Genomic DNA, 24,376 nt, shown 5'->3' on the forward strand with positions numbered 1-24,376 from the left:
CGGACAGGGACGATGGCTGCGAACGAAAAGTACCTGATCCTCGGCTCGAACTCCTTCTCGGGCGCAACCTTCGTCGATTTCCTGGCCGCGGCCGGTCACGACGTGATCGCGACCAGCCGCTCCGACGAGCCGCATGACGCCTTCCTGCCCTACAAGTGGCAGAAGCGCCCCGGCAGCGTGCGCTTCAAGCGCGTCGACCTCAATCACGATCTCGACGCGCTGAAGGCGCTGCTCGCCGCCGAGCGGCCGACGCATGTGGTGAACTTCGCCGCCCAGAGTATGGTCGGCGAGAGCTGGCTGTATCCGGACCACTGGATGATGACCAACGTCGTCTCCGCCGTCCGCCTGCACGACATCCTGCGCAACTATGACGGCCTCGACCGCTACGTTCACGTGACCACGCCGGAAGTCTACGGCTCGACCGAGGGTTGGGTGCGCGAGGACGCAGCCTTCAACCCGTCGACGCCCTATGCGGTGTCGCGCGCGGCCGGCGACATGAGCCTGCGGACCTATTTCGCCAACTACCAGTTCCCTGTCGTGTTCACCCGCGCCGCCAACGTCTACGGCCCGGGCCAGCAGCTCTACCGCATCGTGCCGCGCACCATCGTCGCCGCGATGACCGGGCAGAAGCTGCGCCTCGACGGCGGGGGCAAGTCGGTGCGCGTGTTCATCCACATGACCGACGTGTCGGATGCGACCGTGAAGATCGGCCGCAGCGGCAAGCTCGGCGAGACCTACCACATCTCCGGCTACGAGCTGGTGTCGATCCGCACCCTGGTCGAGATGATCCTCGCGCGCCTCGGCAAGAACTTCGAGGACTGCGTCGAGATCGGCCCCGAGCGGCCCGGCAAGGACACCGCCTACACGCTCGACAGCTTCAAGCTGCGCACCGAGCTCGGCTGGCGCGACACCTTCTCGCTGGAACAGGGCATCGACGACGTCATCGCCTGGGCGCGGCGCTTCGAGGATGCCATGGCCAAGCTGCCGACCAAGTACGAGCATAAACCCTGATTGATCACAGCGCTTCCTCTGGAAGCGCGCCCTGCGCCTCCCCGGGAGGCGCGACTGGAGAGCACGATGAACGTGGCAGTCCGGAACACCGCGGCCAAGCCCGACGTGGCCGCCCTGAAGGCACAGGCCGCGAAGCTGCGCGGCAAGATCATCGAGATGTCGCACAAGGCCCAGGCCGCGCATCTCGCCTCGTCGCTGTCCTGCGCCGATGCGATGACGGCGGCCTACTGGCACGTCCTGAACATCGACCCCAAGAACCCGACCGATCCGCTGCGCGACCGCTTCATCCTGTCGAAGGGCCACGCCGCCGCGGCGCTGTTCGCGACGCTCGCCATGAAGGGCTACTTCCCGATCGAGGAATTGGACACCTACTGCCAGGACGGCGGCCGGCTCGCCGAGCATCCGCCGGCGAACCTGCTGCCCGGCGTCGAGGCCGCCACCGGCTCGCTCGGCCACGGCCTGCCGCTCGGCTGCGGCATGGCGCTGGCCGGCCGCATCAAGGGTGAGACCTACCGCGTGTTCGCCCTGCTCTCCGACGGCGAGAACAACGAGGGCTCGGTGTGGGAGGCCGCGATGTTCGCCGCCGCCCAGAAGCTGGAGAACGTCTGCGTCGTCGTCGACTACAACAAGTGGCAGGCGACCGCGCGCTCCAACGAGACCCTGATGCTGGCGCCGCTGCGCGACAAATGGGCCGCCTTCGGCTGGGATGCGCATGAGATCGACGGCCATGACGTCGGCGCACTGGCCGATGCCATGCAGAACATCCCGAACGGCTCGGGCAAGCCGGTGGCGCTGATCGCCCACACCGTGAAGGGCAAGGGCGTGTCGTTCATGGAGGACGACAACAACTGGCACTATCGCGCCCCCACAGCTGAGGAAGTCGTCAAGTCGTTCAAGGAGCTCGGCCTGTCATGAGAAACGCGTTCGCGGACGAACTGACCAAGCTCGGCAACGAGGACTCTCGCGTCGTCATGCTCTCGGGCGACATCGGCAACCGGCTGTTCGACAAGTTCAAGGACAAGCACCCGAGCCGCTTCTTCAACTGCGGCGTCGCCGAAGCCAACATGATGGGCGTCGCCGCCGGCATGGCCATGAACGGCCTGCGCCCGGTCGCCTATACGATCACCCCGTTCGTGACGACGCGCTGCCTGGAGCAGATCCGCACCGACGTCTGCTACCACGAGGCGCCGGTGACGATCGTCGCGGTCGGCGCCGGCCTCGCCTATTCCGGCCTTGGGCCCACCCATCACGCCTGCGAGGACATCTCGTTCCTGCGCTCGATCCCGAACATGGTCGTGATCTGCCCGGGCGACGCCTTCGAGGTGCGCGGCGCGCTGCGCGCGGCGATGCAGCAGGACCGCCCGGTCTACATCCGCATGGGCAAGAAGGGTGAGCCGGTCGTTCACAAGGGCCCCATCGCGGATTTCAAGATCGGCAAGGCGATCACGATCGAGGAAGGCAGTGACGTGTGCCTGCTCTCCACCGGCAACATGCTGCCGGAAGCCATTGAAGCCGCACACAAGTTGAAGGAGAAGGGCATCTCCGCCGAGGTCGTCAGCTTCCACACCGTGAAGCCGCTGGATGAGGACAAGCTCAAGCAGGCCTTCAGCCGCTTCAAGCTGGTCGCGACCATCGAGGAGCATTCGCTGATCGGCGGCTTCGGCGCCGCGGTCTCCGAGTGGCTCGTCGACAGCGAGACGCAGGCGAAGAAATTTCTGCGCTTCGGGACGCCGGATGCGTTCTTCAAGAAATCCGGTGAACAGGAATATGCCCGCGAGGTGCTCGGCCTGACCGGCCACCAGATCGCGGACAAGATCATCCACGCCTTGAGCTGAGACATCACATGAAGACCCAAGCTGCCCTCCTGGTCCAGACCGGCCAGCCGCTCGTGCTCGCCGAGATCGAGACCCCTGCCCTGAAGCCGGGCCAGGTGCTGGTCGAGATCGCCTATTCCGGCGCCTGCGGCACCCAGGTCATGGAGTGGCGCGGCGACAAGGGCGAGGACAAATGGGTGCCGCACTGCCTGGGACACGAGGGCACCGGCACGGTCATCGAGACCGGCAGCGCCGTCACCAAGGTCAAGGTCGGCGACAAGGTCGTGCTGTCCTGGATCAAGGGCACGGGCATCGAGGCCGGCGGCGCGGTCTATGACTGGGACGGCAAGAAGGTCAACGCCGGCGGCGTCACCACCTTCCAGCGCCATTCGGTCGTCAGCGAGAACCGCCTGACCCTGCTGCCGCCCGACCTGCCGATGGATGTCGCGGTGCTGCTCGGCTGCGCCGCGCCGACCGGCATGGGCGCGGTCTACAACGTTCTGAAGGTGCAGCCGGGCGACGCGGTCGCCGTGTTCGGCACCGGCGGCATCGGCTTGAATGCGCTGATGGCGGCGGCCTTGGCGGGCGCGATGCCGGTGATCGGCATCGACCCGAATCCGACGCGCCGCGCGCTGGCGCAGATCTACGGCGCGACGCATGTGATCGATGCGGCCTCCGACGTGCTGGCCGAGATCAAGAAGATCGTGCCGCAGGGCGTTGATCTCGCTGTCGAATCCTCCGGCATCCCCGGCGTGATGGATCAGGCCGTCAACGCCACACGGCAGCAGGGCGGCCGCGCGGTCGTGATCGGCAACGCCAAGCATGGCGCGGCGCTGACGCTGAATCCCGGCGTCTTCAACCAGGGCAAGAGCCTGCTCGGCACCTGGGGCGGCGACAGCGTGCCGGACCGCGACTACGGGCGCTACGGCCGGCTGCTGAGCTCCGGCCGCTTCCCGGTGCGGGACCTGCTGTCGAAGCCCTACAGCCTCGCCCAGGCCGATCAGGCGCTGCAAGACCTCGCCGCCGGCAAGGTCGGCCGTCCGCTGATCGACATGTCGCTGGCTTAAGTTCTGGCCATGCGGATCGGGATCGACTTCGACAACACGATCGCCTGCTATGACGGCGTGTTTCATGCGGCCGCGCTGGAGCGCGGCCTGATCCCGGCCGATCTCGGCCGCGACAAGAACAGCGTCCGCGACCATCTCAATGGCTCCGGGCGCAAGGACGATTTCACCGAGCTGCAGGGCTACGTCTACGGCGCCCGCATGGACCTGGTGTCGCCCTATCCTGGGTTTTCCGAGTTCGTCACGGCCGCCCGCGGCGCCGGCCACGACCTGTTCATCGTCAGCCATAAGACCAAGCACCCCATTCTCGGACCGAAACACGACATGCATGCCGCCGCGCGCGGCTTCCTGACCGATCGCGGCCTGATGGGCGAGGCCCCCGGCCAGATCGCGCCGGACCGGGTGTTCTTCGAGCTGACCAAGGACGAGAAGGTCGCCCGTGCGTACGCGCTGGCCTGCGAGGTGTTCGTCGACGATCTGCCGGAGATCCTGGGGATGAGCGGATTCCCCGAGGGCATGCGCAAGGTGCTGTTCGACCCGGAGAACCAGTTCGCGGCCAAGGCCGTGCCCTACGAACGGCGCGCGTCCTGGGCCGAGATCGCGGCGGATGTCGTCCGTGACCGCGGCTGAGGCCAGCGCGGACGCCGCCCTGCTGGCGTTGGCGCAGCGTCTCACCGCGCAGGCCGGCAAGGCAACCCCGACGGGGCTGACGCGGCTCGCCGGCGGCCGCAACAACCAAGTCTTCCGCCTCGACACCGCCGATGGCCCGCTGGTCCTCAAGCGCTACTTCACCGACGCACGCGACACCCGCGACCGCCTCGGCGCCGAGTGGAGCTTCATCAGCCACGCCTGGTCGCACGGCGTCCGCGTCGTGCCGGAGCCACTCGCGTGCGATCGCGCTGAGCAGGCCGGCCTCTACAGCTTCGTCGAAGGACGCAAGCTGACCCCGCTCGAACTGGCGCCGGCTCACGTCGATGCCGCGATCGACTTCGTGCTCGCCGTGAACGCGCCGCCCCGCCCTGCCCTGGCGCCGGGATCGGAGGCCTGCTTTTCGCTCGCCGAGCACCTCGCCACCGTCGAGCGCCGCGTGGCCCGGCTCGCGATGCTCGATGCCGATGTGCCGCATGTCGCGGCGGCCCGGCAGTTTGTGGCGGAGCGGCTGCAGCCGGAATGGGCCGACGTGAAGGTCAACATTTTGCGCGGCGCTGCGGCTGAAGGGCTTGCCTTCGAGGCCGCCATCCCCGCCGCTCAGGTCTGCCTCTCGCCATCCGATTTTGGCTTCCACAACGCGCTGATCGACGACGCAGGCAAGCTCACCTTCCTCGACTTCGAATATGCCGGCCGCGACGATCCGGCCAAGCTCGTCTCCGATTTCTTCTGCCAGCCGGAGGTGCCGGTGCCGCTGGCCGTGCACGAGCACTTCATCGACCGTTTGACGGAGGGCCTCGGGCTCGACGCCGCCAGCGTCGCGCGCTGCCGTCTCTTGATCGATGCCTATCAGGTCAAATGGACCTGCATCATCCTCAACGACTTCCTGCCGCTCGGCGCCACCCGCCGCGCCTTCGCCGACACCGGCGCCTGGGCGCAGCGCTGCGCCGCGCAGCTCGCCAAGGCCGAGGCGCAGCTCGGCCTGATCGGCGCCACATCCGATTAACCGACAATCGTAACGCCCGGAGATCTTCATGGCCTATCGCGAGTTCGTCAGTCTCGTCCACAAATCGACCAAGCGCGACTACCTTGCGCGCGTCACCCAGCGCGACAAGGCCGATGTCGCTGAGATGGCGATCAAGTTCGACTACGACTACTGGGACGGCAGCCGCGAGACCGGCTATGGCGGCTACAAATATGACGGCCGCTGGCGCAAGGTCGCCGATGCGATGATCGAGACCTACGGCATCAAGCCGGGTATGCGCGTGCTCGACGTCGGCTCCGGCAAGGGTTTTATTCTCCACGATTTCCGTGAGGCGATTCCGGACCTCGAAGTCGCCGGCATCGACATCTCCTCCTATGGCGTCGAGCACACGATGGAGAGCGTGAAGCCGTTCTGCCAGGTCGGCTCCGCCGCCAAGCTGCCCTACCCCGACAAGCATTTCGATCTCGTCATCTCGATCAACACGCTGCACAACCTTTACAACTACGATCTCGACGCCGCCTTGCGCGAGATGGAGCGCGTCAGCCGCGGCGCGAAGTATCTTTGCGTCGAAGGCTACCGCAACGAGCGCGAGAAGGTGAACCTGATGTACTGGCAGCTCACCTGCCGCATCTTCCACACCCCCGAGGAATGGGCCTTCGAGTTTAAGCGCTCCGGCTACACCGGCGACCACGAGTTCATCTTCTTCGAATGAGCTTGACTGAAGGCGTCGACAGACGCTCTCGCGACGCATCGGCGTCCGAGTGATGCTCCGGTCACCGCCCTCTCGGAACGAGAGGGCGCGAGGAAGGCCGGACCTCGGCTGAGGCCCGTGGCCCGCCTGCTCAAAAGAATGCAGGCGGCAGGTACCACAGGTACAGCCGGACAGACCCGGCCTTCCCCGCGCGATAGTTTTACGGTGTCCTTCGTGCTCTCCCTGGGGATCGGGCTCTTTTGCCCCCATCGCCCGCGCGTGCCCATAAGCAACGACCACGGACTTGACCTCAGCGTCGAGAGGCCAGGACCACACGACTTCTCCGTCCGCACCGGCTGCGCTCGTCTGGCACAGCCGCCGCGTCCATCGCAGCCCACCCCCACGTATCGTGACGACGCGTACGTCCCTCTGCACGGGGCGGGATGGCCGAGAGAACCACATTTTCTGCAAAAACGAAACAGAAATATCTTTCGGCACCGATCTGGACAGAAGTCATCTCGTTGAGAAAACGCTCGAATTCGGCGCGGACGCGCAGCCGGACCAACCGGCGCGCCTCATCACGAAGAACAACGAAAATTTGAACCGAACGTGATCGCAGGCTAGGCTGCATCAGCGCGGTGTCGCGCCTGACCGCAGAGGCCATTCGAGCTCGCCCCATGCATTCGCCCCTCGCGGCCAACGACGAGAGCGCACGAGCGACGTCTCGCCTTCGCGGCTACAGGCCCGATATCGACGGGCTTCGCGCGGTCGCGGTGCTGTCGGTCGTGGGCTATCACGCCTTCCCGGCGGCATTCCCGAGCGGTTTCGTTGGTGTCGACGTCTTCTTCGTGATCTCCGGATTTCTGATCACCTCGATCATTCTCGACGAGGTCGCGCGCGATCGCTTCAGCTTCGTGACCTTCTATGCGCGACGGGTGCGGCGGCTGTTTCCGGCGCTGCTCCTGGTCACCGCGGTCTGCCTCGTCGCCGGATGGCTGGTGCTGTGGCCGGAGGACTTCCGCAGGCTCGGCAAGCACGCGCTCGCGGGGGCCGCGTTCCTGACCAATTTCGCGCTGTGGCGAGAGGCCAATTATTTCGACGTCGCCTCCGACACCAAGGTCCTGCTGCATCTGTGGTCGCTGGCCATTGAGGAGCAGTTCTATCTGATCTGGCCGGCGCTGATCGCCATCGCCTGGCGCATGCGACTGAACCTTTTCATGGTGTTTGCAGCCATCTTCGCCGCTTCGTTGGCCTATGGCATCAAGATCACGGCCACGAACCAGGTGGCGGCGTTCTTCTCGCCCGCCTCCCGTTTCTGGGAGCTGGCCGCGGGGGCCCTGCTCGCCCAGGCCAGTTTTGCCTGGCCAAGCCGTTTTGCCCGGCCAGAAAATCCGAGCGTCGGCCGCCCGAGAACCGGGCCTTTCAGCGCAGACGCTTTCGCACGGCAGGCGGCCGGCGCGCTCGGCCTCGTTCTGGTCCTGGCCGCGGTCTTTCTCATCAGCGTGCGCGATGCCTTTCCCGGCTGGTGGGCGCTCATGCCGGTGGCGGGCGCGGGCCTGATCATCTTTGGCGGCCCGGAGGGCTGGGTGAACCGCCGCCTGCTGTCGACGCGGCTCATGGTCTTCATCGGCACAATCAGCTACCCGCTGTATCTGTGGCACTGGCCGCTGCTGGCGTTCGCCAAGGACATTCTCCACCACGAGACGTCGGCTGCCGTGCGCGGCGCGCTGGTCGCCGGCGCCGTTGGCCTCGCCTGGCTGACGTACCAATTCGTCGAGCGGCCGATCAGGATGGAACGGCGGGAGCGCAGGGTCGCCCCACCGCTGTGCGCGGCCATGCTGGCGATCGCCGCGTGCGGCGCGATCATCCTCGTCAGGGACGGGTTTCCCCAACGCTTTCCCGACGAGAAGAGCGTCTATGCCCAGTTCTTCGACCGCGGATCGCAACGCACGATCGACGAAGCCAGGCTGATCAACCAGCTGCCGTGCAACTTCTACAGCTTCGACAGCCCGACGCCAACGAGAGCGCCGCGTCCCGTCGACCCGGTCTGCTACACACGGCACACGCCACGCAGCGTGCTGATCCTCGGCGATTCCAACGGCGCGGATCTGTACCATGGCTTGAAGCAGGTGCTGCCCGAAAGCGTCTCCCTGTTGCTGCTCTACAGCTCCGGTTGCCGGGTCCAGCCCTTCTCGGAGGAGTTGATCGAGAGCGACCATTGTCACAAGGCGAACCATTTCGCCCTCGAGCGGATCAAGGCCGATCCGCCCGACATCGTGCTGATGGCATCGTACAATTCCTACGACATCGGCTATGTCCGCGCCTATGCGACACTGATCAGGCAGCACGGTGTCAAGCACGTGCTCGTGCTGGGCCAGCGTCCGCATTGGCGCTACGACCTGCACCGCATCATTCTCGACGAGTTCTGGTCGTACACGCCCCGGCGCATTCCGGGGCGTCTCGACGAGAGTCTTCACGCCCTCGGCCGGCAATTCGAGGCGCAATTGCGCGCTGAAGAGCCGTTCGAGTATGTCGACCAGATGCAGCCCTTCTGCAATTCCGACGGATGCCTCACCTATCTCGGCGACGACCGGCGCGATGGCCTCATCACCAACGATACCGCCCATCTGCGGCCGCACGCCTCGGTCTGGCTGGCCCGAGAGCATTTGGCGCCGCTGATTCTCAGCCGGCTCGAACGCTAGGGCCGAACACCCACGCAAAACGAGTGCAGAGCCTGCATGCCGCTTTTGCGATCTTGGCAAAATGTATCTATAAAATGGCAGCCAACATCGAGAGCGCAGGGAACGGGGCTGTCATGACCAAGTCATTGAAGGTGGCGATCGCCGAAGGCCTGCCGCCCCAGACCCTGTTCAAGCTGCGCTCGATCAAGCGCGCGCTGATGGGGCAGCCCCCGCCGGAACGGCCGCAGGCGGCCGCGGCGCCGGAGCCCGAACCCGAGCCTGAACCGGCCCCTGCGCCGGTCGCCGAAGTCTTGCCCGAGGTGCCCGAGCCGCGGACGCGACAGACCGAGGCGCTGGAACGGCTCGATGCGCACAAGATCAGCGCGCCGTACCTGTTCTTCGACATCGACGACGTCCTGATCCTGCCTGCCAAGGAGATCGCGCGCACCCTGACCTTGAGCGCGATGTACATCAACAGCGCCGACGTCAAGGGCGACATCGCCGAATTCGGCACGATGGGCGGGTTCACGGCCCGGACCCTGGCCAATGCGATGGTGTTCGATACGCGCTATCAGCCGAACCAGCCGCTGCGCAAGCTGCGGCTGTTCGACAGCTTCGAGGGATTGCCGGAGATCACGGCGAAGGTCGACCTCGAATCGCAGCACGTGAAATCCGGCACCTGGTCCAAGGGCGGCTGCCGGATTCTGAGCGCCGCTGAGCTGCGGACCATGGTGGAGGCGATCATTCCACCAAGCCGGGTGCAGATCTACGAGGGCTGGTTCGCCGATACGGTCAAGCAGCTGCCCGACGACACGCGGCTCGCGCTGATCCATTTCGACGGCGACCTCTACTCGTCGACCATGGATGCGCTGGTGCCGTGCTTCGAGCGCGGCTTCATCTCCAAGGGCGCCGTGCTCTGCTTCGACGACTGGAACTGCAACGAGGCGGACCCCGAGGCCGGCGAGCGCAAGGCCTGGGCCGACCTCGTCAGCCGCTTCAAGATCGTGGCCAGCCACTCCGGCGACTACTCGATCCAGGGCACCAAGTTCATCATCCATTCCTATCGCGGCATGAAGCCGAGGGCGTGAGCACCATGCGCGCGCGCTCGTCGTTGCGTCTCGCTGGGCCGTGCTGCCGGAAGGTGAATGCATGAGCTGTCCCTACACCACGCTGCCCGCAAGCAGCTTCTGGCGCCAGGCCGTCGCCGAGCGCAGCACCTCGGAGCTCGATCCTCATCTGACCGCGCGACTGCGGTTTGGTCCGGATCAACGCATCGCGTCGGCCGGCAGCTGCTTCGCGCAGCACATTTCGCGTGCCCTGAAGGCGCGCGGCTACAACTACTACGTGACCGAAAGCCCACCGGGATATCTTTCGCCCGAGCAGGAGGAGCGCTTCGGCTACGGCATCTTTTCCGCCCGCTACGGCAACATCTACAGCACGCTGCAGCTGCTGCAGCTGTTGCAGCGTGCGTTCGGCGGCTTTCAGCCGGCCGATCAGTTCTGGACCGATCCCGACGGCCGGGTCTTCGATCTCCTGCGTCCGCGGATCACGCCGAGGGGCTTCGTCTCGATGATCGAGGCCGAGGCCGATCTCAAGCAGCATTTGCGCGCAGTCCGCAAGCTCATCGAAACGGCCGACGTGTTCATTTTCACGCTCGGCCTCACGGAAAGCTGGGTTTCCAAGCTCGACGGCACCGTGTACCCGACCTGCCCCGGCTGCGGCAGCGCCGGCGACTATGACGACGCCAGATACGCATTCCACAATCTCTCGGTCACGGAGACCACCGGCTATCTCGCCGAGGCGATCAACCTGATGTCGGCCGCCAATCCGCGGCTGCAGATCATCCTGACGGTCTCGCCGGTGCCGCTCGCCGCCACCATGGAGTCCCGCCACGTGATGCAGGCGACGACCTATTCGAAGAGCGTGCTGCGCGTCGCCGCCGAGGAGATGGTCCGGCGCTACGACAACGTGCACTATTTCGCGTCCTACGAGATCATCACCAATGCGAAGAATGCCGGCACCTATTTCGCCGACGATGCCCGGTCGGTCACGCCGGAAGGCGTCGCGCGGGCGATGAACCTGTTCTTCGCCCATTTCACGGCCGAGAGTGCTGGCGCCACGGCGCGATCGGCGGGCGACGGTGCAGGCAAGCGACCGACGGCTCCGTCCGTCGAGCCGCAGATCGTCTGCGACGAGGACGAGTTCTATCGGGCGCTGGCCGCCAGCCGGAAAAGCTAAGGACCAGCGGCGACGGGCCATTCTGTGACGTGAGGGGAACTATCAGCGTGGATACCGAACTCGAAACGGTTCTGCCGGTCTATATCGTCGGCGACAGCCATTCCCTGCCCTATCGGAACATGGTGTTCCGGGAGCGCTGGACCGGCGCGTGGGTGATGGCCCGCACCAAGTACATTCCAGGCGCCACGGCCCGGGAGTTCTACAATCCCGCCACCGGCGAGTTTCATCCAGACTTCATCGCCTTCCTCGAATATGAGGGCCTGGTCCGCAACGGTCGTGCGACGCATTTGTCGATGGATGAGGTCGATTTTTCCATCGCCAAGGCCGTCGGCCAGGCCGTGCGGCCGCCGCTGATCATGATCACCGTCGGCGAGATCGACGTTCGCGGCCCGATCCTGCAGCTTCTCAAGGACAGCCACGATTTCGTTCCCCCGTTCGCGACCACGCTGCCTCTGCTCGACAAGCCGCTGGTGCCCTGGGACATCATCGACGAAGCGATAGAGGCTCGTCTCGGCCCCTTCATTGCCGGCCTCGACCAGTTGGTCCAGGCCGGCTTCAAGCGGGTCTACGTCCAGAGCGTGGTGCCTCCGACCCGGCAGGAAGCGCGCATCCGCGAGCTGCAGAAGTACGACTGCCCCGTCTCGGTGCGGACCAAGCTGGTTCAGGCCTTCAACTGGAAGCTGGCACAGAAGGTGCGATCGGTGAACCTGTTCATGGTCGACCGCTGGTCCGACCTGACGGAAGGCGATCTGCTGCGTCCGGAGTTCGATTTCGATGGGGTGCATCTCCCGCCCAAGGGCGCCCGCCTCCTGCTCGAGACCCTGATCGATGACGCGATCGACAGCCGCGGGCTCGTCGCCAATCATCCGCGTTATGAACTCTATTATCGGATGGCATGCGGTCTGGATCCGTTCCGGCCCGCCAAGTCAAACGCAGCATGAGGACGTCATGGCCGTCACATCGATGATCAGCACCGCCAAGCAGCGGCTCAAGGGCGGCATCAACCAGGCGCTCAGCGCCCTCGGCTATCGCCTGGTGCGCGCCGACACGGCGGACCGCCTGACCGGGCACTTCAATCCCGCATCCTGGGGCGGCAACGGCACGGCTCAGCCGCGTCGTCTGACGCTGCTGCCCGCTGCCAACGCGGCCCCGGCGATGTGCACCGCTCATGCGCCGAAGTTCGATCCGCAGAAAACGCCGAGCCAACTCGCCGACAAGATCGTCGCCTTTCAGCAGAACGGCGTCACGGTCATCAGCACGAACCCGGAAAAGGCCGCCCATTTCCGGGAGACCGAGAGCTTTGACCGCGACGTGAGCAACCGGCATTCGGCGTGGGACTGGGCAGGCAACGACGTGGCCCCGTACACGCAGGATCTGCAGACCGGCATGCCATCGGCGGCGCTCGTCGACTACCTCCACGCGCTGTTCAGCGGCGGCGATTTCGAGTCCTTTTTCCGGGGCGTGCTCGGCTGTCCGGCCAAGGTCGCCAACGTCAGGCTGGTGCGTTCAAAGCCGCATCTGACGGAAGGCGTCGGCCCGCAGGAATGGCACAGCGACGGCTGCCCGGCCGGCGTCATCCGCGGCGTGCTCTACCTCTGCGATGTGGACGAGCAGACCGGTCCGTTCCAATATCGGGACGCCAACCACCGCGAACATACCGTGCTCGGCAAGACCGGCGATCTGCTGGTGTTCGATGCGACGCGCCTCATGCATCGCGGCAGCCCGCCATCGCACAAGACGCGCTCGGCCATCGATCTGGTGTTCATGCCTCGCATGCCCGACGAGGACATGACGATCATGGTCGTCGGCATGAACCACTGGCCGGCAGACCCGTTCTTCGTCAAGCTTCCCAAGGAACGCGCCGCAGACGCCTACGATCCGATCTCCGAAGGACGCGGGGCAGCCAGCCTCTATTGACGCAGGGCCGCCTGCTTGCGTCGCGGACGTAGGACAGCTAAGCCAGGGGCGGTGGATGAGCTTGCGCCTGGCAGAACAGTCGTCGCATCCGTCGCTGTCGACCTCTGGATGGACCATGAGCGGGATCGCTCGGAGATTTCGGATGTTCGTCCCGTTCCAGGCGATGCCTGCACATGGCCCGCGTCACGAGCGTCGGATCCACCGAGCCCGGCCTATGGCACACAGCCCATCGATCGGCGCTGACCGACGACCGCTTGCGTCGGCATCCCGACATAGGTCGCAAGCTGACACCACGTGTTCGGCGTCGCCGCCGACGACCTTTCTTCGGCGCAGCATCTCGTCTGCGTCATCCCTCAACGCCGTTTTGCGGTGATCGAACAGTGCCGCGTTGGAGAATTTGAATGCTGCAACCGTTGAAGAATGCGCTCGCGACCTCGCTTCCGCCAGACGTTGTGTATTGGATGCGCTCGGTCAAGCGGGCGATCATGTTCGAGCCGCCGCTGCCCTGGCCGTATGGCGCCGGTCGGAGCTCCAGCGCTCAGGACAGACCTCCGGCCGTTGCAATCGCCGCACCTGACTTCGACGGCTCCGAAGACGGACGTCTCATCCAGGACATCGCGCTGGAGAAATACAGCGCGCGGCAGCTTCCCTCGCCCGGGCTGTACTACACCTATGCCGACGTGCTGATCCTGCCCGCACAGGAAATTGCCAAGACGCTCACCCTGTGCGTCCAATACATCAACAGCTCTCACGTGATTGGCGATATCGCCGAATTCGGCACGATGGGAGGATTCAGCGCGCGGGCGATCGCCACCTCGATGGTGTTCGACCTGCAGCGGCAGCCGCTGAGCAAGAGCGCCTCGGGTGAAAATCCGTTCCGTATTCTGCGCCTGTTCGACAGCTTCGAAGGCCTGCCCGAAATCACCTCCCCGATCGATCAGGTCGCTCCGCACGTCATTTCCGGTGCATGGGCCAAGGGTGGCTGCAAGGTGCTGGCTGCGCCGCAGCTGCGCGCCCTGATCGGGAAGATCATTCCGCCGCACCGCTTCCAACTGTACGAGGGATGGTTCGCCGACACGGTCAAGACGCTACCGCCCGAGACGCGCTTTGCGATGATCCATTTCGACGGCGACCTCTACCAGTCGACCATCGATGCGCTCGTTCCGCTGTTCGAGCGCGGCATGATCTCGATCGGCGCGGTCATCTGCTTCGACGACTGGAACGCCAATCGAGCCATTCCCACCACGGGCGAGCGTCAGGCGTGGAAGGAGCTGGTCGAGATGTTCGCGATCGAGGCCTCCAGTGGCGGCGACTACTCGGTGGGCGGCACCCGCTTCATCATCCACTCCTATCGCGGCATTCCGGCCGATCCGATCTGACCTCGCTTACGGCGACGGCCGCTGGGCTGGTCCCAGCAGGCCGTCGATTGTGTGGCGCGCCAGGAAGATGGCGCCGGGCACGGTGAGGTGTCCCGGATCGAACGCCGTCAGTTGCGAGGCGCCCGGACCGATCCGGCTGAGACAGCCCTCGTCGTTGCAGAAGACGTCGCGGACGGAGATGTAGTCGATCCCGAGCTCACGGGTGAGTTCGCGAAACAGGGCATCCCGGCCGCGCGTCCATTCGTCGTTGGAACGGAAGAAGGTCCGCTCCGGCAACACCGCTCCGGTCTGCCGGTAGTAGTCCAGAACGTTGTGTGACAGGCCGACGCCCTGCCAGCTCGGCGGCGGGCCCATCACCACGATCCTCGCGATGCCCTTCGCCCTGAGCTGCGCGACCGTGCGCGGCAGGTCCTCGCGCAGCACCGCCTCGGCGTGTCCCCAGGTGGCGTCGAGAATGACGACGTCGGGCTGCAGGCGGCCGATCCGCAGCACGACATCGTAGTTGATGCTCTTGCAGAACGGCCGGGCCGCCAGCGTGTAGCCGATCAGCGGCGGACAGGCCGAGGCGGTGTATTGCGCCACGTCATAACCGCGCTCCGCCGAAACGTGCAGCAGTCCCGGGTAGAGGGCCGCTCCGTAGGAATCGCCCCAGATCAGCAATAGCGGCCGGCCTCCCCGCCCCGCGCAGTCGGCGCCGAACGCGGACGCGGGCTGCAGCAGCAGCAGGCAGCGGCCGCGCCGCCAATGCATTGACGTCTCGGTGCCCGAGAGCATGAAGGGTCTGATCTCCGGCGCGAAGCGGACCGGCAGGCCGCGCGTGCTGGTCGCGGCGGTGCCGACCGGGATCATTGCCGCCATCGCTGCCAGCAGAGCTCCGACCCGCCATCCGACCGGTGCGGCCCCGAACCTGATCGGCTGCTCGATGAAGCGATAGGTGAGCCAGGCGAGCACGGCGCTCAGCGCCAGCACCGCGAGCAGGCTCCATGCAGGAGCCGCTCCGCCGAAATGCAGCTTGGTGAAGGCGATCAGCGGGAAGTGCCAGAGATAGAGTGGGTAGCTGATGAGGCCGACGAACACCAAAGCAGGCCGCGCCAGCGCCCACTGAACCGGCGTGCCGCCGGTCGCAATCAGGGCCATGGTTGCGAGCACGGGGACGATGGTCCGAACGCCTGGCCAGGGCGACGTCGCGCTGAAGCCGAACAGGGCAAAGGCGATCCCGGCCACGCCGAGAGCCGCGAGCAGGTTGCTGGTGCCCGGACCGATCCGACGATCGGCACGCTGGCGCAGCCACACCGCCAGGAGCGAACCCGCCAGCAGCTCCCAGCCGCGCGTGGTCGGGGAATAGAACGCCCAGGCCGCTTCTCTCGCCGGGGTCGTCAGGCAGACCACCAGGGAACCAAGCCCGAGCGCGGCCACGATCGCCGCTTTCTGCGACGGCCATCGGGCAATCAGCACGAACGCCGCCGGCCAGACGATGTAGTACTGCTCCTCGATGCCGAGCGACCACAGATGCAGCAGCGGGAGACGCTCCGCGCCGGGATCGAAATAGCCGACGATCTGCTCGTGCAGCATGAAGTTCTCGATGAACGCCGCCGCACCCTTGATGTTGGATCCGAGCGCTTCCATCGCGGCCACCGGAAGAACGAACCAGGCGATCGCGAACGTCGCCACGACGACGGTGATGAGCGAGGGAAAGATTCGCAGGATGCGGCGGGCGTAGAAGGTCGCGAAGCCGAAGGTTTTGTCGGCGCATTGCCGATCGATGACGCCGGTGATGAGATAGCCGGAGATCACGAAGAACACGTCGACGCCGGCAAAGCCGCCGGGCATCAGCTGCGGAAAGGCATGGAAAACGAGCACCGCGATCACCGCAGCGGCGCGCAGCCCGTCGATGTCAGGCCGATAGGGCAGCGTGTGCGCTGGACTCGGAGACGGCGGGGTGCGTCCCGTTGCAGCCCGGCCGTCAAGGCTTCCGGCGATCGTCATTGTCACGCATCCCCTGAAACGCCCGCGTCTGTTCCAGCGCGTTGATGAGGTCTCGGGTGAAATCCGCGGCACCCTGGCCGTCGAGATGACCGCCGCCATCCCAGCTGGAATAGTCGGTTCGTGACGGAAGCGCCGTCTCGATGCTGATGGCCGCCGCGATCTCGCGCACCTGGGTCAGGCAGCCGTGAAAGTTGGGAACGAAGGTCAGCACCACGGGTGCGCCCAGAGACCGGACCATGTCGCGGGCGTTGGCGATCACATCGGGCGTGGTGTGACAGTCTGGATCGCGCGTCATCTTCACACGTGGATTGCCCTGGCTGAGAAAGCGCGGAAACGTGCTCATGTCGGCCGCCCCCGTCCGATCATCACGATCGAAGCGCGGCAGCGGTCCGGATCGCGGGCCGGCAAGCGCCTCGCGCCAGTGCCGCGTCGCGTCCTCGAAGCGCCAGCGCAGATTGCGCCGGATGATCTCGTAGGTCGCGCCGTAGCGGCTGAGCTTCGTGCTCGGGATCGGCCGGACGTCGGCGCCGAACGCACGCGTCAGGTTGCGGAAGAAGAAGTTGCCGCCCCCGCCGCCGTCGTCGGCGTTCAGGATCCACAACCGTGGACGGAGATGATGCCTGAGTGCGATCTGCCGTGCGAACTCGCCGCTGGCAACACCGACGAACGCCATGTTGTAGAATTTCAGGCCGTATGGCTTTTCGAGACGCTCGTGCATCACGGCCTGGTCGATCGCGAACGACACCAGGGAGGAGCCGAGGATGATGACGTCGGCCTGCCGCGCATTGTCGATCGAGCGGCCGATCCCATGATAGAACAGATCCTGGTCCTGGATCTCGGTGACGCTGTCGCCGCCGAAATTGCGGTACCAGGCCGGATCGCCGGGCCTGCCGATCGCGCTGAAATGGTCGCCGCCTTGCGCAGCCAGCCAGACGCCGAGTCCGCCCAGCATCGCTGCCGCCAGTCCGAGCAGGCAACCGAGATAGCGGCGTCCGGCCGGGCCGAGGCACTCAGGATCGACCTGGTGTCCGGCACGATCGGTCCGCTCTGCCCGACGATCCATGTTGCCCCCGAGGCGCCCGGACAAGCGACTATTTCGGCAGGCCCGGCACGGTGTCGAGCACGTGCCGGGCAACGAGGAGCGACGCGGGATAGGTCAGATGCCCGGAATCGAAGGTGGTGAGCTCCGATGCGTTCGGCCCGATCCGGGTGAGGCAGCCATTGTCGTCACACATGAACTGACGCAGCGAGACATAGTCGGTGCCGAGGCGTTTGGCCTGAGCGGCAAGAAACGCGTCGAACGGCTTGGTCCACTCGTCGACGGTGCGAAACCAGGTTCGCTCCGGCAGCACCGTGCGAGTCCGGAAATAGTAATCCAGCATATTCGCCGGCAGCCCGTCGCCCTGCCAGGTCGGCGGCGGCCCGACGATCACGACGGCCGGCACCCCCGCTTGCTTGACCAGGGGGATGGTGCGCTCGAGGCCGGCACGGACCTCGTCGTCGCTGGCCCGCCAGGTGCCGTAGAAGATCACGACGTCGGGCTTCAATTCGGTCAGATGCCGTAGCACCGCATCGTTCGACGGCTTGCAGAGCGGACGTTGAGCATTGACGTAGCCGATCAGCGGCGCGCAGGCGGAGATCGCAAATTCGGCGACGTCGAAGCCGCGCTCGGCGCCGAACTGGGCCAGTCCTGGATAGAGCGAGGCGGCATAGGAATCGCCCCAGACCGCAACGAGCGGACGGCGGCCCGTGCCCAGACATTCCGGTGCAAACGCACTCTGATCAGCCATCAGCAGGCATTTGCCGTTCCGCCAGCGGAACGCGGTCTCGCTGCCATCCAGCATGAATCCGCGGATCTCGGCCGGGATGCGCGCCGGCCAGCCGTTGGAGCGGTCGGCGATCACGCCGACGATCCCCAGCGCGGCCATGCCGCCGAGCAGGCTGCCAACCTTGAGCGGCACCCGCCGCCGCCCGAAGCGGATCGGCCGCTCGATGAAGCGATAGGTCGCGAAGGCGAGCAGCAGGCTGGCAGCGATGATCGCGATCATGACCCACGCCGGCACCTGATCGACGAACTGGATGCGCGCATAGGCCATCAGCGGGTAGTGCCAGAGATAGAGCGGATAGCTGATCAGGCCGACGAAGACGGCCGGCGTCGAGGACAGGACGTAGCGATGCACCAGCGTGCCGCTGGTCGCGATCAGGGCGGCCGCGCCCAGAACGGGAAGCAGCGTGCGGACGCCCGGATGCGGGGTGAAGCGGCCGAAGCGCCAGAATGCGATCACGATCGCGAGCATTGCAGCCAGCGCGATGAGCTCGCGGACCATCGGATTGTCGATCAGCGGCTGCGGGCGGGCCTCGACGCTGCGTCCATTGACCCAGAGCGCCAGCCCCGAGCCGACCAGCAGCTCCCACGCGCGCGTCACCGGCAGATAGAAGGCGTAGTCCGGCGCCCGCGGCTGCACGATCAGGCATGCAATGAACGAGACTGCCGCCAGCGCGATCGTGATGGCGAGGCTCCAGCGCCGCCACGCCCCGATCAGCATCAGGAGCAGCGGCCAGACGATGTAGTACTGCTCCTCGATCGCCAGCGACCACAGATGCAGCAACGGCTTCTTCTCTGCCGCCAGGTCGAAATAGCCGACCTGACCGAGCAGAATGAAGTTCTGGATGAAGACGGCGCCGCCCGCGATGTTGGTGCCGAGCGACTTGAGCTCGCGCGGCGGCAGCAGGAACCATGCGATCAGGAAGGTGACCAGCACCACCGCGATCAGCGCCGGAAAGATGCGGCGGATCCGGCGCGCATAGAAATCAGCGATGCTGAAGCTGTTCGACAGCATCTGCTTATGGATGATTCCGGTGATCAGATAGCCCGAGATGACGAAGAAGATGTCGACGCCGTAGAAGCCGCCGGGCACGGCAGTGGGAAAGGCGTGGTAGAACAGGACCGGAAGCACGGCGACGGCGCGCAGCCCGTCGATCTCCTCGCGATAGCCGAGCGGCGTGGCACGGGCTTCTTCCAGCGAAAGGTTGGGATGGGCGAAGTTCATCGGAGCTGATCGATGCGTTTCAGGAGCGGTTGAGAAGCGACGCCGAGTACTTCTCCAGGAAGTAGCGGGAGGGTCGCGAGCTGCCGAAGAATCCGGGAATATTGACACATTTCTCCCAGGCATCATCCACCGGCTTGATGACGGGCGGCGCCCCGGACGACAGATCCAGCACCTCCCGGGTGGTCTCCAGGATCTCGTCGGCGCTGCTTTCGCTGACGGTCAGGCCTGCGGCCTGGACGGTCTCATAGGTCGGGAACGTCCAGCGCCAGGTCTCGGAGGTGACATCGCTCAAGGACAGCAAACGCCCGTCCCTCGTGTGCACGGGCTTGAGCGAGAAGCGGGTATCCTTGGACCATAGCAGCCCGACCGAGCTGAGGGCGTTCACCATCGCCGTCGGAATGCCGAAACTGGTCGCGACATAGGCGAAGCCCGACGTCGTGCCGATGAACATCCGTGCGCGACGCATCAGGTGGATGTCCATCTCAGGCACCTGATCCTCGCTGCGCGCATAGTCGACGACGCGCGGCATCTCCGGCAGTGGCGGCGCCTTGCGCCCGCCCATGCGGATGACCCAGCCGCCCTGATCGGTGATGAAGCGCACGGTGTCCAGATAGTTGCCGATCGTGGCACTGCGAATCGACTCGCCCGTCCCGAGCGTCTCGCCACGGGCCTCGGCGTCTCGCATGTGGAGACAGACGAACCAGTCGTCGGGCCCAAGCCCCCATTTCTGCCGCAGCGACTGATAGAGGGTCTCGACGCGATCATCGACACGAAGCCGTGCGTCATAGATGTCCCGCAGCGGAAAACCACGATTCTCGCGCTCCCATTGCTGGAGCGCCATCGACCCGGCGTCGTTCCAATAGACGCTATGGCCGTCCTTGAACTGAAACGCCTGATGGGAATCGCCGAGGAACGGCGTCAGGCTGGCGAGTTCGTGCCAGACCGCCGGCGAGACCCCCTCGTCGCCAAGCGTGAGCGTCGGGCAGATGTCGGAGAACAGCGACAGGAACGGCTTGTTGGCGATTCTCTCATTGTAGGCCAGAAGCACCGGCTGGCCGGACCACCACCCCATCTTGCGCATCATCAGGTGAACGTTGAGATGCCCGTTGTGGCCGATCAGCGCGCTCCAGTCCGGCGACAGCAGCCTGACGTTCGACAGCTCGGTGCCGATCCGGTCGAGCTCGCGCTTGAGCTCCCGCGACGGCGACGGAAGCGAGCGGCGCAGACGGCGCTGGGTATCCATGCAGCGCGTATAGACCAGCGGCACGAGGTCGCCTTCGCCGAAGTGATAGGTCCGCAGCAGCAGATGGCGGTAGGCGTAGAACAGGTAGACGTCGAACGCGAGCTCCCGATCGATCGTCCGTTCGGGAAGCTGCTCCCACTGATGGCCGCCCTCCTCCAGCTGGCCAATCACGCCATTGATGTCGCGAAGGCCGAGATCCCTCATCAGGCGGTCGACAATGTCGCGGTCACGAAAGAAGTAGGGAATGTATTCCGCGGCCAGCACGTCCGGCGACACCTGCTCTGCCTCGACGCGCCCGTTGAAGATGCGCTCCTCATATTGAAAGTTGCGGTGCTCGAGCATCAGCCGGACAAAGGTCCGAAGCTGCGGCGAGCTGCCTGCGAGCTTGGACCAGTTCAGGGTGTGGATCTGCGTCAGCAGATCCATCGAATAGCCATTGCCGAAGGGGTCGACGCCCTGCACGCCCCGGCTCTTCTGCTGCGTGACGCCGCGAAACACGGTGAGGGCTTCGGTCCGATAGCCGGCCAGCAGCAGATAGAATGCGACCTCGTCCGCATGGCGGCGCGTGAACGGACCGTGCAGGATCCAATCGAGATGCGCCTTGACGAAGGGCCCGCAGAAAAACACGAAATGCCGGTCGAGCGCACCATGATTGAAGAAATGGCGAAACCACACGGTCAACCGGAACCGCGCCTTGAACGGAAGGCAGGTAAAAGCGATGTTGCGCGCGAAATGACGGGCGCGACTCTTTCTCAGCACGCGGAAAGCGAAATGCGCGAGGCGCAGCACAATAGGCTTGATGCGAGCTTTGATGCGACGCGTGAGACGTTCGATGGTGCTCTCCTCGGGTGAGATTGTATCGTACATTGCTGCCCGCCCGAACCGTCGCCTGAAAAAGTCTCAGGACACGCTTACTTCGGGGCAGTTCGGCGATCAACACCCGATCGGCTATTTGACCGCGCCAACCGCGCCAATCCCTGGGACAAATCGATATCGACCGTGTGCGCGGGCCAACCGCAATTGCGTTCAGTGATCAGACAGCGTAAGATTGAGCGGCCGCGCGGATTCCGCCGCTAGAGCACGTCAGTGGTACCGCTACGTTCAGCGCCGGCCCCGGGGCGATCGACCGAATTTCAACGAGGCAAGCGCGTTCATCGCGAGGCCAGGGCACCTTCAAGGCACCTTGATGACATCGACCTGCCGCCTGTGCGGAAGCGACATTGCCACGCCCGCTCTTTCCCTCGGTCCAGTTCCGGTCTGCAATGCATTCAGCAAATCTGGGCGGGCTGACCGTCGTGTCGATCTCGACGTCGTGGAATGCGAGACGTGCCGGCTGATCCAGCTCCTTCAAGCCCCGCCGCCCGCTCTGTTGAGCCCCGAGGTGCCCTGGATTCGCTATCGGGAACCCGAAGGCCATCTCGATGAGCTCGTCGCCGGACTGACGTCGCTGCGTCCTGACGCGCGCCGCGCGGTCGGCACCGGCCCGTTCGAACAGCCGCTGTTGTCTCGGCTCGCCGCCCACGGCCTGCACACGCAGGCTCTGTCGCTCGACACCACCGCCGCAGGTGGCCGCTATCCCTACCTGGAAAGCTGGCAGGCCACCCTTGACAACGAGCATCTGGCGACGGTCTCGGCGCAGCATGGCACGTTCGACATCGTCTCGTGCCGCTACATCGTCGAGCACAGCCCGACACCCGTTGCAGCCTTGCAAGCCCTCAAACAGCTGCTCTCTCCCGACGGCGTGCTGCTGATCGAGGTCCCCGACAGCAGCAAGTTTCTCGCGGCGCGCGACTATTGCTTCCTGTGGGAGGAGCACAGCTGCTACTTCGTCGAGGACACGTTGCGGCAGCTGGCGCACGCGAGCGGGTACCAGGTGCTGGCGCTGCTGCGCTATCCCGGTGCGCTCGAAGATGCCCTTGTCGCCGTGCTGGCCCCGGGTCACGGGACCGCCCCATCGCCCGCGCAAGGTCCCTCGACGCTGTTTGAGACCTATCGCAACAGCTTCCCGGAGCAACGGGCCCTAGTGCAGGCGCGGCTGCGCGCGGGCGCCGGCCCGCGGCGGGATGGGCTGGCGCTGTTCGGCATCGGCCATCACGCCATCATGTTCGCCAACGCCTTCGGCGTTGCGGACTTGATCGCCCTGGCCGTCGACGACGACGCGGACAAGCGCGGCTTTTTTCCACCCGGCTTTCGCGTCCCCGTGGTAGGCTCGGAGCAGCTCCTGGCCGATGAGCGGATCACCACCTGCCTGTTCGCCGTGGCCCCTCACATCGAGGGCCGGGTGCGCGACAAGCTCGCGCCGCTGGCAGCACGGGGCGTGGCGTTCCACTCCATCTACGCCGCGCTCGACAATGCAATCACGAAGGATCTCGCCTGATGAGCCTGGTTCAGAAATCCCCTGAGGTATTCCTCGCCGAGGGGCCCATTGCGGCCGTCGGCCAGGCGGAGATCAACACCCTGAAGGCCGCCGTCAAGGCCAGCCCGAAGCGCCGCGCCCGCATCAACGCGCATCCGGATGGTGAGGATTCGCTGCACGAGATGATCATCGCGATCGATGCGAGCTCCTACATCCGTCCGCACAAGCATCCGGGCAAGAGCGAAGCGTTCCACATCGTCGAGGGCGAGGTGGACATCGTGGTCTTCAACGACGACGGCGAGATCGAACGCGTCGTCGAGCTGGGGCCGCCGGGCGGCACCCGTCCGTTTTATTATCGCATGTCCAACGCCTTCTTCCATACGCTGATCATCCGCAGCGATCTGTTGATCGTGCACGAAATCACCAATGGCCCGTTCCGCCCCGGCGCCAGCGTGTTCGCCGATTTCGCGCCCGAGGACAGCGACACCGCCAAGGCCACGGCCTACCAGGCCGATCTCGTCCGGCGCGTCGCAGCGCTGCAGGACGCCGCGGCATGACCCACCATGCCGTCGTGGTCGGCGGCACCCGCGGCCTTGGCCGCGTGGTCGTCGAGCGCTTCCTGGCGCGCGGCTGCGCGGTCAGCGTGGTGTCGCGGCAGCGTCCGGCCGAATTCCCGGATCGAGCCGACCTGAAGCATTTCTCCGCGGATCTCGAGCGGAGCGACAGCTTCGCCGGGCTGTGGAGCCAGATTGCCGAGGCCAACGGCCCGATCCGCTACCTCGTCCTGAGCCAGCGTTTCCGCGGCCAGGGCGATCCCTGGGCCGGCGAAATCCAGGTCGGCCTGACCGCATCACGCGACCTGATCGAGGGCTTTTCCGGTCATTTTGCCGGGGGTGGCGACCGCGCGATCGGCGTGGTCAGCTCGGTCTATGCCGAATTCGTCGGCTCCTCGCAGCCGGTCGGCTATCATGTCGTGAAGGGCGGCCTCAACGCGATGGTCCGGCATTACGCCGCGACGCTCGGCCGCCGCGGCATCCGCGTCAACGCGATCATGCCACTGACCTATCTGAAGCGCGAATCGCGCGTGTTCTACGAGCAGAACGAGAAGCTGATGGAGACCTACCGGAAGCTGGTCCCGCTCGGCCGGCTCGGGACGGCCGAGGAATGCGCCGACGCGCTCGACTTCCTGTGCAGCGAGCGCGCCTCGTTCATCAACGGGCAGAGCCTGTTCCTCGATGGCGGAGTGTCCACAGTCTGGCAAGAAGAGGTCGCCAAGAGCTTCGCGGGGCTGTAAAACGCGCCGCAAATTCCTC

21 protein-coding genes are annotated in these 24,376 nt (G+C 65.6%); 17 read left to right on the top strand and 4 right to left on the bottom strand.

Annotation, left to right across the window (positions count from 1 at the left end; translation table 11 throughout):
* The first annotated feature begins 12 nt into the window (after nt 1-12).
* The 13 genes from QX108_RS09715 to QX108_RS09775 all read left to right on the top strand — a co-directional run bounded on the left by QX108_RS09715 (nt 13) and on the right by QX108_RS09775 (nt 14,428).
* On the top strand, nt 13-1,011 hold the full coding sequence (locus QX108_RS09715) for an NAD-dependent epimerase/dehydratase family protein (RefSeq protein ID WP_315781426.1): 999 nt from the start codon (nt 13-15) through the stop codon (nt 1,009-1,011).
* Nucleotides 1,012-1,077: 66 nt separating this feature from the next.
* Entirely contained in the window at nt 1,078-1,926 is an 849-nt protein-coding gene (locus QX108_RS09720; protein WP_315781429.1) for a transketolase, read from the top strand.
* The gene (locus QX108_RS09725) at nt 1,923-2,846 is read left to right on the top strand and encodes a transketolase family protein (RefSeq protein ID WP_008962459.1); all 924 of its coding nucleotides are present in this window, start codon (nt 1,923-1,925) and stop codon (nt 2,844-2,846) included. The genes QX108_RS09720 and QX108_RS09725 overlap by 4 nt, the downstream gene beginning before the upstream one ends.
* Before the next feature lie 8 nt (nt 2,847-2,854).
* Entirely contained in the window at nt 2,855-3,892 is a 1,038-nt protein-coding gene (locus QX108_RS09730) for a zinc-binding dehydrogenase (protein WP_006608951.1), read from the top strand.
* A gap of 9 nt (nt 3,893-3,901) precedes the next feature.
* Nucleotides 3,902-4,519: a hypothetical protein gene (locus tag QX108_RS09735; RefSeq protein WP_315781441.1), complete on the top strand. Its 618-nt coding sequence runs from the start codon at nt 3,902-3,904 to the stop codon at nt 4,517-4,519.
* Entirely contained in the window at nt 4,497-5,543 is a 1,047-nt protein-coding gene (locus QX108_RS09740) for an aminoglycoside phosphotransferase family protein (protein ID WP_315781444.1), read from the top strand. The genes QX108_RS09735 and QX108_RS09740 overlap by 23 nt, the downstream gene beginning before the upstream one ends.
* Before the next feature lie 28 nt (nt 5,544-5,571).
* Entirely contained in the window at nt 5,572-6,234 is a 663-nt protein-coding gene (locus QX108_RS09745) for a class I SAM-dependent methyltransferase (protein WP_172112733.1), read from the top strand.
* 656 nt (nt 6,235-6,890) lie between these two features.
* Nucleotides 6,891-8,915 (top strand): acyltransferase family protein, encoded by a 2,025-nt coding sequence (locus QX108_RS09750; protein WP_315781447.1) that lies wholly within the window; start codon nt 6,891-6,893, stop codon nt 8,913-8,915.
* A 113-nt stretch (nt 8,916-9,028) separates the two neighbouring features.
* A complete protein-coding gene (locus QX108_RS09755) occupies nt 9,029-9,982 on the top strand; it encodes a TylF/MycF/NovP-related O-methyltransferase (protein ID WP_315721144.1) in 954 nt (317 codons plus the stop codon).
* Nucleotides 9,983-10,043: 61 nt separating this feature from the next.
* Complete coding sequence (locus tag QX108_RS09760) at nt 10,044-11,132, top strand: GSCFA domain-containing protein (protein WP_315781450.1); 1,089 nt, start codon at nt 10,044-10,046, stop codon at nt 11,130-11,132.
* 47 nt (nt 11,133-11,179) lie between these two features.
* Nucleotides 11,180-12,073: a hypothetical protein gene (locus tag QX108_RS09765; protein ID WP_315721146.1), complete on the top strand. Its 894-nt coding sequence runs from the start codon at nt 11,180-11,182 to the stop codon at nt 12,071-12,073.
* Nucleotides 11,961-13,049: a hypothetical protein gene (locus tag QX108_RS09770; RefSeq protein WP_315799401.1), complete on the top strand. Its 1,089-nt coding sequence runs from the start codon at nt 11,961-11,963 to the stop codon at nt 13,047-13,049. Before QX108_RS09765 ends, QX108_RS09770 begins: the two co-directional genes overlap by 113 nt.
* Before the next feature lie 401 nt (nt 13,050-13,450).
* Nucleotides 13,451-14,428, top strand: a complete 978-nt coding sequence (locus QX108_RS09775; RefSeq protein ID WP_315721148.1) for a TylF/MycF/NovP-related O-methyltransferase — start codon at nt 13,451-13,453, stop codon at nt 14,426-14,428.
* A gap of 6 nt (nt 14,429-14,434) precedes the next feature.
* On the opposite strand, the gene QX108_RS09780 is transcribed toward QX108_RS09775, so the two are convergent.
* Genes QX108_RS09780 through QX108_RS09795 form a run of 4 tightly spaced genes read right to left on the bottom strand, consistent with a single transcriptional unit; the run spans nt 14,435 to nt 21,334 of the window.
* Complete coding sequence (locus tag QX108_RS09780; RefSeq protein WP_315781455.1) at nt 14,435-16,414, bottom strand: acyltransferase family protein; 1,980 nt, start codon at nt 16,412-16,414, stop codon at nt 14,435-14,437.
* Complete coding sequence (locus QX108_RS09785) at nt 16,392-17,477, bottom strand: hypothetical protein (RefSeq protein WP_315781458.1); 1,086 nt, start codon at nt 17,475-17,477, stop codon at nt 16,392-16,394. Before QX108_RS09785 ends, QX108_RS09780 begins: the two co-directional genes overlap by 23 nt.
* Nucleotides 17,478-17,505: 28 nt before the next feature.
* Nucleotides 17,506-19,464 (bottom strand): acyltransferase family protein, encoded by a 1,959-nt coding sequence (locus QX108_RS09790; RefSeq protein WP_315781461.1) that lies wholly within the window; start codon nt 19,462-19,464, stop codon nt 17,506-17,508.
* Between the two features lie 19 nt (nt 19,465-19,483).
* Complete coding sequence (locus tag QX108_RS09795; RefSeq protein ID WP_315781464.1) at nt 19,484-21,334, bottom strand: TIGR04372 family glycosyltransferase; 1,851 nt, start codon at nt 21,332-21,334, stop codon at nt 19,484-19,486.
* 3 nt (nt 21,335-21,337) lie between these two features.
* On the opposite strand from QX108_RS09795, the gene QX108_RS09800 reads away from it, so the two are divergent.
* The 4 genes from QX108_RS09800 to QX108_RS09815 all read left to right on the top strand — a co-directional run bounded on the left by QX108_RS09800 (nt 21,338) and on the right by QX108_RS09815 (nt 24,357).
* Complete coding sequence (locus QX108_RS09800; RefSeq protein WP_315721153.1) at nt 21,338-21,559, top strand: hypothetical protein; 222 nt, start codon at nt 21,338-21,340, stop codon at nt 21,557-21,559.
* Nucleotides 21,560-21,893: 334 nt separating this feature from the next.
* Complete coding sequence (locus tag QX108_RS09805) at nt 21,894-23,084, top strand: class I SAM-dependent methyltransferase (protein ID WP_315781467.1); 1,191 nt, start codon at nt 21,894-21,896, stop codon at nt 23,082-23,084.
* A complete protein-coding gene (locus tag QX108_RS09810; RefSeq protein WP_315781470.1) occupies nt 23,084-23,620 on the top strand; it encodes a WbuC family cupin fold metalloprotein in 537 nt (178 codons plus the stop codon). The genes QX108_RS09805 and QX108_RS09810 overlap by 1 nt, the downstream gene beginning before the upstream one ends.
* Entirely contained in the window at nt 23,617-24,357 is a 741-nt protein-coding gene (locus QX108_RS09815; RefSeq protein WP_315781473.1) for an SDR family oxidoreductase, read from the top strand. Before QX108_RS09810 ends, QX108_RS09815 begins: the two co-directional genes overlap by 4 nt.
* Nucleotides 24,358-24,376: the final 19 nt, after the last annotated feature.

The organism is Bradyrhizobium sp. SZCCHNR1002 (assembly GCF_032381435.1).
GTDB classification, from domain to species: domain Bacteria; phylum Pseudomonadota; class Alphaproteobacteria; order Rhizobiales; family Xanthobacteraceae; genus Bradyrhizobium; species Bradyrhizobium aeschynomenes.

What these genes read in the sequence shown, in the direction of transcription:
- QX108_RS09775 (WP_315721148.1), top strand. Translation starts at nt 13,451, where the DNA reads ATGCTGCAACCGTTGAAGAATGCGCTCGCGACCTCGCTTCCGCCAGAC.
- QX108_RS09755 (WP_315721144.1), top strand. Translation starts at nt 9,029, where the DNA reads ATGACCAAGTCATTGAAGGTGGCGATCGCCGAAGGCCTGCCGCCCCAG.
- QX108_RS09785 (WP_315781458.1), bottom strand. Translation starts at nt 17,477, where the DNA reads ATGGATCGTCGGGCAGAGCGGACCGATCGTGCCGGACACCAGGTCGAT.
- QX108_RS09805 (WP_315781467.1), top strand. Translation starts at nt 21,894, where the DNA reads ATGACATCGACCTGCCGCCTGTGCGGAAGCGACATTGCCACGCCCGCT.
- QX108_RS09720 (WP_315781429.1), top strand. Translation starts at nt 1,078, where the DNA reads ATGAACGTGGCAGTCCGGAACACCGCGGCCAAGCCCGACGTGGCCGCC.
- QX108_RS09790 (WP_315781461.1), bottom strand. Translation starts at nt 19,464, where the DNA reads ATGAACTTCGCCCATCCCAACCTTTCGCTGGAAGAAGCCCGTGCCACG.
- QX108_RS09780 (WP_315781455.1), bottom strand. Translation starts at nt 16,414, where the DNA reads ATGACGATCGCCGGAAGCCTTGACGGCCGGGCTGCAACGGGACGCACC.
- QX108_RS09770 (WP_315799401.1), top strand. Translation starts at nt 11,961, where the DNA reads ATGACGCGATCGACAGCCGCGGGCTCGTCGCCAATCATCCGCGTTATG.
- QX108_RS09750 (WP_315781447.1), top strand. Translation starts at nt 6,891, where the DNA reads ATGCATTCGCCCCTCGCGGCCAACGACGAGAGCGCACGAGCGACGTCT.
- QX108_RS09740 (WP_315781444.1), top strand. Translation starts at nt 4,497, where the DNA reads ATGTCGTCCGTGACCGCGGCTGAGGCCAGCGCGGACGCCGCCCTGCTG.
- QX108_RS09760 (WP_315781450.1), top strand. Translation starts at nt 10,044, where the DNA reads ATGAGCTGTCCCTACACCACGCTGCCCGCAAGCAGCTTCTGGCGCCAG.
- QX108_RS09730 (WP_006608951.1), top strand. Translation starts at nt 2,855, where the DNA reads ATGAAGACCCAAGCTGCCCTCCTGGTCCAGACCGGCCAGCCGCTCGTG.
- QX108_RS09800 (WP_315721153.1), top strand. Translation starts at nt 21,338, where the DNA reads ATGCCGGTCGAGCGCACCATGATTGAAGAAATGGCGAAACCACACGGT.
- QX108_RS09810 (WP_315781470.1), top strand. Translation starts at nt 23,084, where the DNA reads ATGAGCCTGGTTCAGAAATCCCCTGAGGTATTCCTCGCCGAGGGGCCC.
- QX108_RS09725 (WP_008962459.1), top strand. Translation starts at nt 1,923, where the DNA reads ATGAGAAACGCGTTCGCGGACGAACTGACCAAGCTCGGCAACGAGGAC.
- QX108_RS09745 (WP_172112733.1), top strand. Translation starts at nt 5,572, where the DNA reads ATGGCCTATCGCGAGTTCGTCAGTCTCGTCCACAAATCGACCAAGCGC.
- QX108_RS09715 (WP_315781426.1), top strand. Translation starts at nt 13, where the DNA reads ATGGCTGCGAACGAAAAGTACCTGATCCTCGGCTCGAACTCCTTCTCG.
- QX108_RS09735 (WP_315781441.1), top strand. Translation starts at nt 3,902, where the DNA reads ATGCGGATCGGGATCGACTTCGACAACACGATCGCCTGCTATGACGGC.
- QX108_RS09815 (WP_315781473.1), top strand. Translation starts at nt 23,617, where the DNA reads ATGACCCACCATGCCGTCGTGGTCGGCGGCACCCGCGGCCTTGGCCGC.